The following is a 12,701-nucleotide window of genomic DNA, read 5'->3' on the forward strand; positions in this document are numbered from 1 at the left end:
TAAAGGTAGTTTTTGATTTGTATCAACATAAACTTACTTTTATCTACAATCTTTTCTGATTTATTGCTATACTAATCATATAGTAAATAAGACAGGGGGCCGTTATATGGGGAAGCAGTGGCTTATCATCGGAGTATCCTCATTTATTATGGTCATCGTGTGGGTTGCCGTTATTTTTACATTGATTTCAATTGGTGACCCTGAAATGACGGTGGAAAAAGAAGATACTGCGATCTCACCTGAGGATGTTGTCATTGACCTTGGGCAGTATGTACGTACCGAAGAAAAAAACATAATTGAAGAGCCTATAGAAGAGGAAGTTGAAAAAGAAGTAGTAGAGGACAAGCTTATTGATTTGTCGAAGTATGATTTTAGCGATGTTAGTACAAAAGAAGGAGTACCGATTGATAAAATCTTAACTAAACTTGGCTTGGAGTAAAGAATATTTCATCATTTGTTCGAAAAGAGGCGATTTGTGAGCAATTATTTTTGGTACGATAGAAGAGTCATGATTATAAAGAAAGCCTTGAAAGGACAGAGATAGATGAAGGAATATTTGCGGAAACCGTTTGTTAAATACCCACTGTTTCTTGTGGGGGGATATATCGCGTTGTTAGTTGTTATTTTGGCATTATCTATTTTTTCTATTTTTATTACATTTACGTTTGTCATTATCGACACGTTAACAGATTCGGAATCATTGGGGGCATTTGCTGAAACATATTTTGTGCCGAAGTCTGAATTTTTATGGTCACTGTTCTTAAAACTCATTCCAGGATTATAGTCAGGGGGGATAACTATGGATCAAGATATTATCATCGTGCTGACAGGAATTTTCTTTTTCCTTCTGACAGGTACACTTGGAGGATTAGGTATTTTCTTTTTAATGAAACAAAAGATTAGAGCGGGTGTTACATTTCTTGTCATTGGGTTTATCAGTGTTATTATATATGTTGCGACGATGTTTACTTTTATATAAATAAGATAAGCTTTAGTGTCATATTATGTAAGGAGGAGTATTGTATTTGGAATGGACTGTTGGTTCTCATGTTAGAGCGAGCTATAAAACGGGTATATATGTAGGTGAACTGTTGGAGGTAAAGGCTGAAGAAAACAAAGCGCTCATAAAAGTGGTTTCGGTGATTAAGCACCCTCAACAAGGGGATCTTCATAATCCGAAACAAGGTGACGGTGTATTCTTTCACCAACGAAAAGCGCTAGCACAGTATGAGAAAGTATATGCACCTCTTTCAACGGTAAAGCCTTATGATGGAGAGATAGTCGATTACAAAGAGTCGCTGCAAGTGGCCTTTGACAAAGTTTTAGCAGATGTGAAGGATAAGGACGATAGCTGGTCGAAACAGTCTGTTTTGCAACTGTTGGAATTAAAGAAAGATTATTTTGGATAACAGACAACGAGAAGGTCAGCATCATTGTGACCTTCTTTTCTTTTGAAATGGAATGATTTTTTGTAAGGAGGTAGGGGTGACCATGCAACTTACGGTTGAAGATGTGATGAAATTTGAGACACTCCTGGATGCGAAAGTACGGACAGCCACAGACTTTTTAGGTGCGCGAACGGTGGAATGGGTATCTGTCACAGAGACACCAGTGGAAAATTTCGTGCGGAAAAACGAGCTTGTGTTAACGACGGGCATTGGTTGTGCGAATGATATGGATTCATTTGAACAATTTGTCTGTGATGTCATTGAATCGGAAGCGTCAGCCTTAGCGATTGCAACGGGTCGGTATATTTTCGACATCCCACCTGAAATTGTTTGTTTAGCTGAGAAGCATCAGTTGCCTATTATTGAGATTCCGTGGGAAGTTCGGTTCGCAGATATTTCTCATGAAGTCATGCAAGAGCTAACCAAGCGCCAGCAAAATCAATACAAAGTATCTGAGAATGTACAACAACAGCTATTATCTATGATTTTGCGTGGGGAAAATTTAACAAAGGTTGCAAAGTACGTTGCGAAACAACTTGATTATCAAGTTGTCATTACAGACAGTAAAGGGATGATTAAAGGATCTAGTCAAACAAACCGTAGTTTTTTTGAAAGTTGGAATGAAAAAGTCGCCCAGCACATCGTCCCCGCTCCCAAAAATGGGGAAGATACAGATACTCACCATCCGCTTCATACGAAAATCAAAAAGATTGTGGAAGAGCGAGAAACGCTCATTCAACTTCCTATTTTCCAAGAACAACAACGAATCCAAGGGTACTTGTTTGTCGTTTCAGTTAATCAAAGTCCGAGACTTACAAACACGGTAGTTAATGTATTAGAACATGCGGTCACCGCTTCGGCTCTTTGGTTTTTACGTGAAAATGCCATTGAAGAAACAGAAATGAGATTACGAGATGACTTTGTGTGGAGTTTAACAAAAGATGTGTTTGATTCAATTGAAAAGGTTCGAGAACGAGCAAGATTGCTAGGGTATGTCCTTGAGTCGAAGTATGTATGTATTGTCGGGTCGCCTGAAAATTTAACTGAATTATTTGAAAAACGAAAACAAAGTTCTTCTTCCTATGAGCAGTGGGAATCAAGTATGATTCACTATATTAAAGAAGAAATTATGTATGCCGGGGAGTCATTGCATAAAAAAACAATGGTGACCTATCAAAGCGAACAACTCGTGATTTTCTTAGAGGTTAGTGACCAACCAGAAGAGACTGTAAATCATTTTCTTGATTTACTAGACAGGCGGATGAAACACCTGTTGCCTGAAGTTGTTTTAACCTGGGGGATCGGTCGACTTCATAAAGAGACGAAACTGTTTCATGGTAGCTATATCGATGCAAAGTTAGCGTTAGATATTGGGAGAACGCAAAAAGGTATAGGCAGTCGTGTCCATTTCCTTGATACGAAAATGGAAAGAGCGCTACTGTCGCTGGCGACCAATGAGGAGATATGTGAAATTGCTCAGCAAACAATTGAACCTCTTGTAGAGTACGAGGAAACACGCCATATGGAATTAATTGAAACGATCGCCACTTTTAATGAGAACCAGTGCAATGTGAGTAAAACAGCAAGAGCTTTATCGTTGCACAGGCAGTCATTGTTGTATCGCCTCCGTAAGATTGAATCATTAACGGGGCTATCCCTAGTGGACCCAGATCATATGTTTTTATTAAATTTAAGCATGAAGCTATGGGCTTTACAGCAGGTGAAAAAGGAGAAGTAGAAATACATTCCCGAAATGAAGGCTGACAGCTGAAAACGGTAGTGAAAAAAAATACATTCCCGATATGAAGTCTGGAAGTTAAAACCGGTACCGTAAATTAAAAATGACACAATCATATTACTGCACTTAGAAGCCTTGTACAAAAAAATGTACCAGGCTTTTTTATCATCCTGTAGATTAAGCAGAATTTCCCGCAATTATCACTTGCGAATCTTAGCGAAAAACGTATATGATTACATAGGAGCGAGTTGAAGCAATTAGGAGGCCTATATCATGCAAATACCAAAGTACCCAGAAGGTTTTCACGAATGTGATCGAGGTAAACGAATAACAGAAGAGCAATTAAACGGAAAGATTAATAAAGAAATTGAAAAAATGATCGATAATATGATAAAAAACGGAACGACAAATCACTCGGTAGCGTTTGAAGACGTTTTAATTATTGTCGACCGAATATATGAGGATGACCAAAGCTATTTTGAAATTTCTGTGGCGATGCAACATAGCCGTGGGCATGTCAAAGCATAGAACCACACATGTTAATGAACCTAAGATTATGGGTAGAGACCTATAACCTTAGGTTTTTTTGTATGATTTTATGACAAAAAAACGAAAGGTGACTAATAATCGTATCATAAATTCATACATGTTGGTGGATATTCATGGTATTCAGAATTGAATATGATGACAGTATAACGTAATCAAAGGCAGAAAGGGGTGTAACAAAAATGACGACATTTTCTTCATTGGAGTTTATGGAGAGAGTCCAAAAAACAAAAGAGCGGATGCAGTCCGAAGGGGTTGAAGTGTTGTTGGTGACAGACCCAGCCAATATGAATTACCTTTCTGGCTATGACGGATGGTCATTTTATGTTCACCAGTTACTCATTGTAATCATTGATGAGGATCAGCCAATCTGGATTGGGCGTGGAATGGATGCGAATGTGGCGAAGATGACGAGTTGGCTTTATCAAGAAAATATTATTCCGTATCCGGATGACTATGTCCATTCTACGATAAAGCACCCTATGGATTTTGTGGCAAATATTTTAAATGAAATTGGGCAAAGTCATCGGACGATAGGCGTGGAAATGGACCAGTATTATTTTACAGCAAAATGTTTTCAACAATTACTAACGGGTCTTCCAAATGCGACGTTCAAAGATTCTACGAATCTAGTCAATTGGGTGCGAATTATTAAATCAGACCAAGAAATTGAATATATGAAGAGGGCTGCAAAAATCGTAGAAGGAGCGATGGCAAAAGGCATTGATGCCATTGAAGCGGGTGTCCGTGAGTGCGATGTAGCTGCTAAAATTTATGAAGCACAAATTAAAGGAACGCCTGAATTTGGTGGGGATTATCCAGCCATTGTTCCTTTGATGCCTTCTGGTGATAAAACAGGAGCTCCACACATGACATGGAGCGATTGCAAGTATAGGGATGGCACAACCGTAACATTGGAGCTTGCTGGATGCTATAAACGCTATCACTCTCCGATGGCACGGACGATATGCATTGGCAAACCAGATGAAAAAATAAGTGACCTTGCGAAGGTCGTCATTGAAGGTATTAATGCTGCATTGGATTCAGTCAAACCGGGCATGACCTGTGAGGAAGTAGAAGCCGTTTGGCGCAAAACAATAGAGAAACAAGGCTATAAAAAAGATTCTCGGTTAGGGTACTCCGTCGGATTAAACTATCCTCCTGATTGGGGAGAGCATACGGCGAGTTTGAGGCAAGGAGATTATACCATCCTTAAGCCGAATATGACGTTTCATATGATTCCTGGGATATGGTATGAGGACTTTGGTGTCGAGTTAAGTGAATCGTTTCGAGTTACAGATACAGGATGTGAAGTGTTAGCTTCTTTTCCAAGAGAGCTCTTTATTAAAGATGGTAAAAACAAAAAACCATGCTGGAGAGGCGGCATGGGAGCTTAAACGAATAGGGAGGAATCAATCATGACAAAAAACTTCGAAAACGCTTCAATGGGAACAAAATCAGTTTGGGCAGGGGAAGAAGAATATTTGGTTCATGGAGCTACACAGGTTCCTGTCATTCCAAGTGTCGCCTTTGGCTACGACGACATGGATGAATGGTATGATGTGGCGATTGGCCGAAAGAAAGGCCACATTTACGGGCGCAACACAAATCCGACGGTGCAGGCATTTGAGGATAAAGTGAAATTGCTAGAGGGGGCTGAAGCAGCAACTAGTTTTTCTACAGGAATGGCTGCTATTAGTAATACACTTTATACTTTTTTAACTCCAGGTGACCGAATCGTATCGATTAAAGATACGTATGGTGGGACGAATAAAATTTTTACAGAGTTCCTTCCAAGACAACAAGTCGAAGTCGTATTATGTGCCACTGGCGATCATGAGGCAATTGAAAGAGAAGTAGCGAAAGGATGTAAGATTCTTTATTTAGAAACGCCGACAAATCCAACGGTGAAGATAACGGACATTGCGAGAATGGCAAAAGCGGGAAAAGCGGTTGATGCGTTGGTGATAGTTGATAATACGTTTGCTACACCCGTTAACCAAAACCCACTTGCCCTAGGAGCGGACCTCGTCATTCATAGTGCGACAAAGTTCCTTGGGGGTCATGCCGATGCACTTGGTGGAGTAGTCGTTGGGAAAGAAAAGGAACTCGTCGAACAAATCTATCATTACCGTGAAATTAACGGCGCAACTATGGACCCATGGGCAGCATATCTTCTTCTTCGTGGAATGAAAACATTGCAATTACGAATGAAAAAAGCAGAAGAAAATGCTCATGCTCTAGCGGCCTACTTGCAATCGATAGATATCGTAGATGATGTCTTTTATCCAGGGTTAGAAACACATCCAAATCATCATATCGCCAAAGAGCAGATGAAAGGGTTTGGAGCAATGTTAAGCTTTTCTGTAAAAGGTGGAGTGGATACAGTTCGAGTTGTTCTTCCAAAACTTCAGTTTGCAAATAGAGCCGCGAATCTCGGTGCTGTGGAAACAACTGTAGGGCCAGCAAGAACGACAAGTCATGTCGAGTGTACACCGGAAGAACGTGCGGCTATGGGAATTCCCGAAGGTTTGATTCGGGTGTCTTGCGGAATTGAAGATAGTGAAGATATTATCGCAGACTTCAAGCAGGCATTTGAAGACGAATAAAGTCCTTGCTAGATTGGAGGGATGCAGATGACATATCATAAAAAAATTATAGCAATGGCAAATGAACTAGAGTCGCAATTAATCAGTTGGAGACGACATTTTCATCAACATCCTGAACTTAGTTTTCAGGAAACAAAAACGTCACAGTATGTTTGTCAGGTTCTTGAAAAGCTACCAGGGATGAAAGTAGAGAAAAAGTCAGGGAATACAGCTGTCATTGGTACCATTAGCAATGGTGAGGGACCTACCTTAGCACTTCGAGCAGATATGGATGCACTTCCCATCCAAGAGGAAAATAACGTCAATTATGCATCGAAACATAAAGGCATCATGCACGCTTGTGGTCATGATGCCCACACAGCAATTTTGTTAGGTGCTGCGACCGTTTTATCGAAAATAATGCAAGATGGAGAGTTTGAAGGAACAGTGAAATTTCTCTTCCAACCAGCCGAGGAAACAACGGATGACCAAGGGTTATCAGGAGCTCAGCATCTGATAAGAAATGGTGTCCTTGATGATGTCGATGGAGCAGTAGCTTTGCATATGTGTCCGTGGTTACACGTTGGACATCATCAGGTTCATGATGGACCAAGTATGGCCAATGTTGATGTCTTTCAAGCGGAAATCCATGGCAGTGGAGGGCATAGCGCTTATCCAAATTTAGGAACAGACCCGATATGGATGGCGAACCAGGTGTTAAATGTTTTATATAGTATCGTTTCACGCAGAATTTCTCCGTTAGAGGAAGCTGTCGTAAGTGTCGGAAGAATAGAAGCAGGAAAAAGTGACAATGTCATTCCAGCAATGATTCAAATTGATGGTACGATTCGGAGTTATTCCAAAAAAGTACGAGAGCAACTAACGGACGAAGTTAAAAAAGCCTTTTCGATCGTTGATAGCTTAGGTGGAGAGGCAGAAGTGACCATCAATTACGGCGAGCCTGCGTTAATGAATGATTTGCAGATGAACCAATATATCACCGATGCCATATCAGCATTGTATCCAAACGATGAGATTGTGCGAGAACCGTTTGGCTTAGGAGGAGAAGATTTTGGCTATATCAGTGAAAGGCTTCCAAGTGCAATGTTCTTTCTTGGTTGTCGACAGCAAGGCGATATTCAACGGGATTTACACACGCCTATTTTTGATATAGACGAAGGTTGTTTAGCAAAAGGGGTGGCGATTATGTCTTTCCTGGCTACTCAATATTTACAACCAACTCGGTAAGGAGGTTGCAATGACACAAAAACTAGCATTGTTAGGGTTTGGAACAGTTGGTCAAGGGCTAGCAGAAATTTTGCTAGAAAAAGAGAAACAACTGCGAGAAGAAACCGGTTTTGAAGCCGTAATCGTGGCCATTTCAGATGTAATGAAGGGCTCGATTTATCATCCCGAGGGTCTTGATATCGCACAAGCGTTGAAAGCAGTTAAGGAAGATGGCACATTAGATGCTTATCCAGATACGACCGGCTTGATTCGAGGAAAAGATAGTTTTCAAACGATAAAAGAAACAAATGCCGAAGCGATAGTTGAAGTGACATTTACGGATGTCAAGACAGGTCAACCCGCGATTGATCATTGTAAGGCCGCATTTGAAGCGGGAAAGCATGTTGTCATGAGTAACAAGGGACCCGTCGCACTAGCCTTTGAGGAATTATCTCAATTAGCTAAAAAGAATGATGTTCGTTGGGGCTTTGAAGGAACGGTTATGAGTGGAACACCTGCATTACGGATGCCACTAGCGGCTCTAGCTGGAAATGAAATCACAGAAATTCGAGGTATCTTAAATGGCACAACCAATTATATCTTAACGAAGATGGAAGAAGGGCTTTCATTTGAAGAGGCCCTAAAAGAAGCACAGGATAAAGGATATGCCGAAGCGGATCCAACGAGTGATGTGGAAGGCTATGACGCGAGATACAAAGTTGTTATTTTAGCTCAAAAGATCATGAACACACCGTTAAAAGTTGAGGATGTATCGTGTCAAGGGATTACCCATATTACGAAAGAGGATATTGAAGAAGCGGCTAAAGAAGGATATCGTTTTAAGCTTCTTTCCAAAATAAAAAAAGAAGGCAGTTCCATTAAGGCTACTGTCGCTCCAGAAAAGGTAGAAGCAACTGACCCATTAGCTTCAGTGTATGGAGCTCTAAATGCCGTTACCTTTGATTGTGATTTAGCTGGTCCGATTACCTTAACAGGTGCCGGTGCCGGGCGACTCGAAACAGGATATTCTCTCTTAATTGACTTGCTTAATATTTATCGGAACCATTTATAATCTTTGAAAGGAGGGGTTCAGATGCGGATTAAAGTGTCAGGACGAAAGATGTTGTTAGGTGGAAAATGGGTTGAACGGAAACGACAAATTGAAGTGAAAAACCCCGAAAATAATGAAATTATTGCGCTTGTCCCTGCAGCTACTGCTTCAGATATGCTAGAAGCGATTGCGCTCGCCAAAGAAGGTGCTACACAAGGCGCATCACTTCCAATTCATAAGAGAATGGAAATATTACAAAAGGCAGCTTCTTATATTGAGTACCACCATGAGGAATATGCACGAACGATTTCAACGGAAGGAAGTAAAACCATTCGAGAAGCGAGAAAAGAAGTAACACGTTGTATCGAAACGCTCCGTATTAGTGCCGAGGAAGCGAGACAAATTAAAGGAGAGACCATTCCATTTGACCAACGTCCTGGAAGTGAACATCGAATTGGTTACTATTATCGTTTTCCGATTGGCATTGTTGGCGCGATTACGCCATTTAATGATCCACTCAACTTAGTAGCTCATAAAATCGGTCCAGCTGTGGCAAGTGGAAACGCCATTATCGTCAAACCAGCGAGTGCAACGCCTTTAAGTGCACTGAAGTTAGCAGAAGCCTTTCTATATGCTGGTTTACCGGAGAAAGTGTTATCTGTGATAACCGGATATGGTCATGAAATCGGGGATGTGCTTGTTTCTCATCCTGATGTCCGCATGATTTCATTTACAGGTGGGGTAGATGCTGGATTAGAGATTAGTAGAAAAGCTGGTTTGAAAAAACTAAGCATGGAACTCGGTTCTAACTCGCCTGTTATCGTCTTAGATGATGCCAATATTGAGGAAGCCGTATCTTCATGTGTGTCAGGTGCATTTGGTGCAGCCGGTCAAAACTGTATAGGCGTACAGCGTATATTCATTCAAAACAACATATACCATGATTTTTTACAACGTTTTATTAAGCAAACAAAACGATATAAAACAGGTGAAAAACTACATGAATTAACAGATGTCGGTCCATTAATTTCTGAAAAGGAAGCGATACGTGTAGAGAAGCTCATAGATCGTTGTATCCAAGCAGGCGCAACAGTAGAGTGCGGAGGAAATCGAGAGGGCGCTTATATTCACCCTACCGTAATTACTGGTATCCGCGAAAATGACCCAGAAGTAACGGAAGAGGTATTTGGACCGGTTGTCTTTTTATTCCCGGTTGAGTCATTAGATGAGGCAATATCAAAAGCCAATGCTGTCAAGTTTGGACTGCAAGCAGGCATTTTTACGAATAATTTACAAGATGCCTTTTCTGCTATTTCACGGTTAGATGTCGGTGGGGTCATGATTAATGATAGCAGTGATTATCGCATCGATGCGATGCCTTTTGGTGGCGTAAAACAATCAGGACTCGGACGTGAAGGAGTTTCGCATTCAATTCAAGAAATGACCGACCCGAAAGTTGTGTGTGTGAATTTGTGAAAATGAACAGATAGAAAAGGACTCTGATTGAATTCGAGAGTCCTTTTTCCATTACTCAAATATAGCTTCTAATGCAAAATCTTCAGTAAGGTTTACTTCAATCGTAACAGATGACTCTTTTATAGAAGGACCCCATCCTTTAAAGGAATATCCATCCTTAGGAAGGGCAGTAATGGTAACGGGAATATCTTTAAAATAAGTACCAGTCCAGTTATCTGGATTAGAGATTCCTAGTGTTTCTGAACTGATTTCGATGGAGTTAACGATAACTGTTCCTTTAGAAGTATCCATTTTAATCGATAGGTTTGCTGTACCACTTAATTCAAAATGCTCTACTAAATGCTGTCGTACAATAGAAGGTCTGTTAGTGGCAAACTCAAACATTTTATCAACACTTTTATTCCATTCTTCTATACTAGCTGGTATGCCCCAACGGTTAATATGCTCATCCATTTCAGGTTGAATTGAAGTCTTAATATCATTAAAAATGGTGTGCACTCTCTCAGTTTGAAAAGAGCTATTTAAATGGTCCGCAAATTCATTAAGAAACTTGGTTTTATAAGATTTGTTCTCTAATAAAGAGCGAAATAAAACGTTTGGCCATTCTTGGTCGTTCTTTTGATTGGTTAAAGAAGTAGCCCATTCAATAGTGTTGTGGTTATAGGATTCTCTACCGACGAATGTTCTGTCTAAGTCAAACACTAGCCAGCGCCATCTACCATCAAGCTCAGGAGTTACAATGTCTTCATCAGGAGTTTTCTCATATCTCCAATATCTTATATTATTTTGTGGCCAATCTACATTTGCAATATAGATTTGAGAAATATAATACTGTGTGTAGTTGTCAATATCCATGAGAGATTGAAGATACTCATAGTGGATATCTTCCGCGATGTCATGAGTTTTTACATATTCTATCATGTCTTCGTAATCTTGTTTTCCCATTTCAGAACCTTCAGTTAAACGTGCATTGTTTTCAAGGATAGTATATTGGTCTCTGTTTCCACCGAAGTGGGTCTCAAAATAATGTTTATCAAGACGATCCCGTAAGTTGTGGATCCCCCAATATTCTCCGTTAAGAAAGACAACTGTAGGTTGGTAGTGCTGTGTAGCAAGGTCAAGGTGATGTAACACACGTTGTAATGCATCATCTCTAAACATCGTAACACCCCAATCATTCCCAGGATGTCTAAGAATTAAACGGTTAAAATCATCAATCGGTTTATCATCAAAAAATTGATAATTAAATCTACTTTTTCCGTATTCACTTCTTGAATATAATCGTAGTGATTTTTGAGGAAATCTCCTTGAGAAGTTTCCATGAATTCGAATACCAGCATCCTGTGATAATGCTAAAGTGCCATCTAATTCAAAATACTCAAGGTGAATAGGCCTTTCCCAATCGGAGCCACGTTGAAAATAATTACCAGTCCCGTCATTGCCTGCCTGATAATTTACACCAGGAACATAAATACCGATTTCATCATCAAACAAGTTTTCGGGGTTTGTAGAAATCGAAACAACTGGAAGCGAGTAGGGGGTAAAAAAGTATGAATGTGTAGCTACTGAGCTAATTGGTTCATCATCTGAATGTATAATAGCTCTAACTAATGTTGCTTTTGTAATAGGTTCAGTAGGTGCTTTCCACCCGCGATGGTCATCGATTCGATTTGTGGGAATAAAAGCATAAACACTTGGTTCAGAATCTCTCTCTGATATAGCGATTGGATTCGTATATAAGTGAGTATTCTCCGAGTTGTAAATGGGATTTGGTTCAGACCCATCCAAAGTATAGTAGATGAGACCATTTTCAATCGGACTTAGAATCTCTAACTCAAAGAAATCATCATAAAACCCCCCGACATGTGAAAATATCGGGAGGAGACTAGAATCTACGACGGTGGTATCAATATCCGTTTGATTTATTTCATCGAGGAAATCTAAGATAGGTGAAAAATCGTTTATTGGATTTCCTTCAAGGTATAGACGATCTCGTAAATTTTCAAGATGACGTAACGGTTCGATAGTAGTGATTTGGTTATTTCTCATGTTCAAATCTCTTAATTGGTGAAGGTTGCTTAAAGGGGAGAGATCTATTATTTGATTATCTCGAATGTTAAGCTCTCTTAATAATGTTAGGTTTGAAATCGCATCAATGTTATGAATCTGATTTCCCCGTAAATTAAGTTCATGCAAGTTTATTAATGAACTAAGTAAAGAGATATCAGAAATTTGATTGTCGCGTAAGTCGAGAGAGACTACGGATGTTAAATATTGTATTCCTTCTAGATTTTCAATTTGACTATCTCGAATATTTAACTCCTGGATATCACTCAATTGGTCTGCTCGTATTTCACCTTTTTCATAGTTAATTGCTACTCTTATCGCTTTTTCCAAGTTTTCATCAGGGATAAGTGGACCTGATGCTAAGCTGTAGGCCATAAACCAAGTACCCACTAAAAGTGGTACAAAGAGTAGTAATAAAAATTTTGACTTTTGTTTATGCATGATAAAACCTCTTCTCCTAAACTACTATATCTACGTTTACAATTTCTACAAAAATATATATAATAATTACATTCTCAACAATAATCATACAATTTTTACAAACAATTAACAATACATAC

12 protein-coding genes are annotated in these 12,701 nt (G+C 39.6%); 11 read left to right on the forward strand and 1 reads right to left on the reverse strand.

From position 1 onward, the window contains the following. Positions 1–106: 106 nt before the first annotated feature. The 11 genes from BK585_RS10255 (at position 107) to BK585_RS10305 (ending at position 10,074) form a co-directional block, all read left to right on the forward strand. On the forward strand, positions 107–439 hold the full coding sequence (locus tag BK585_RS10255) for a hypothetical protein (protein ID WP_078553358.1): 333 nt from the start codon (positions 107–109) through the stop codon (positions 437–439). 171 nt (positions 440–610) lie between these two features. Beyond that, a complete protein-coding gene (locus BK585_RS10260) occupies positions 611–784 on the forward strand; it encodes a hypothetical protein (protein WP_245805814.1) in 174 nt (57 codons plus the stop codon). Positions 785–799: 15 nt separating this feature from the next. Beyond that, a complete protein-coding gene (locus tag BK585_RS10265; protein WP_078553360.1) occupies positions 800–979 on the forward strand; it encodes a hypothetical protein in 180 nt (59 codons plus the stop codon). Positions 980–1,025: 46 nt separating this feature from the next. Then, positions 1,026–1,409, forward strand: a complete 384-nt coding sequence (gene kapB / locus BK585_RS10270) for a kinase-associated lipoprotein KapB (RefSeq protein WP_078553361.1) — start codon at positions 1,026–1,028, stop codon at positions 1,407–1,409. Between the two features lie 82 nt (positions 1,410–1,491). Continuing rightward, positions 1,492–3,186, forward strand: coding sequence for a PucR family transcriptional regulator (locus tag BK585_RS10275; protein WP_078553362.1), 1,695 nt, complete (start codon positions 1,492–1,494; stop codon positions 3,184–3,186). A 273-nt stretch (positions 3,187–3,459) separates the two neighbouring features. After that, positions 3,460–3,714, forward strand: a complete 255-nt coding sequence (locus BK585_RS10280) for a hypothetical protein (RefSeq protein WP_078553363.1) — start codon at positions 3,460–3,462, stop codon at positions 3,712–3,714. 200 nt (positions 3,715–3,914) lie between these two features. Then, on the forward strand, positions 3,915–5,129 hold the full coding sequence (locus BK585_RS10285) for a M24 family metallopeptidase (RefSeq protein WP_078553364.1): 1,215 nt from the start codon (positions 3,915–3,917) through the stop codon (positions 5,127–5,129). 21 nt (positions 5,130–5,150) lie between these two features. Next, a complete protein-coding gene (locus tag BK585_RS10290; protein ID WP_078553365.1) occupies positions 5,151–6,341 on the forward strand; it encodes a cystathionine gamma-synthase family protein in 1,191 nt (396 codons plus the stop codon). Positions 6,342–6,368: 27 nt separating this feature from the next. Continuing rightward, positions 6,369–7,568, forward strand: coding sequence for a M20 metallopeptidase family protein (locus BK585_RS10295; protein WP_078553366.1), 1,200 nt, complete (start codon positions 6,369–6,371; stop codon positions 7,566–7,568). 10 nt (positions 7,569–7,578) lie between these two features. Continuing rightward, positions 7,579–8,619 carry a homoserine dehydrogenase gene (locus BK585_RS10300; RefSeq protein WP_078553367.1) on the forward strand — a complete coding sequence of 347 codons (1,041 nt, stop codon included), beginning with the start codon at positions 7,579–7,581 and terminating at the stop codon, positions 8,617–8,619. A gap of 21 nt (positions 8,620–8,640) precedes the next feature. Beyond that, complete coding sequence (locus tag BK585_RS10305) at positions 8,641–10,074, forward strand: aldehyde dehydrogenase family protein (RefSeq protein ID WP_078553368.1); 1,434 nt, start codon at positions 8,641–8,643, stop codon at positions 10,072–10,074. Between the two features lie 51 nt (positions 10,075–10,125). Here the strand turns inward: BK585_RS10305 and BK585_RS10310 are convergent, their stop codons facing one another. Beyond that, a complete protein-coding gene (locus BK585_RS10310; RefSeq protein ID WP_078553369.1) occupies positions 10,126–12,582 on the reverse strand; it encodes a CotH kinase family protein in 2,457 nt (818 codons plus the stop codon). Positions 12,583–12,701: the final 119 nt, after the last annotated feature.

Source organism: Bacillus alkalicellulosilyticus (assembly GCF_002019795.1).
In the GTDB taxonomy this organism is placed as follows: Bacteria; Bacillota; Bacilli; order Bacillales; family Bacillaceae_F; genus Bacillus_AO; species Bacillus_AO alkalicellulosilyticum.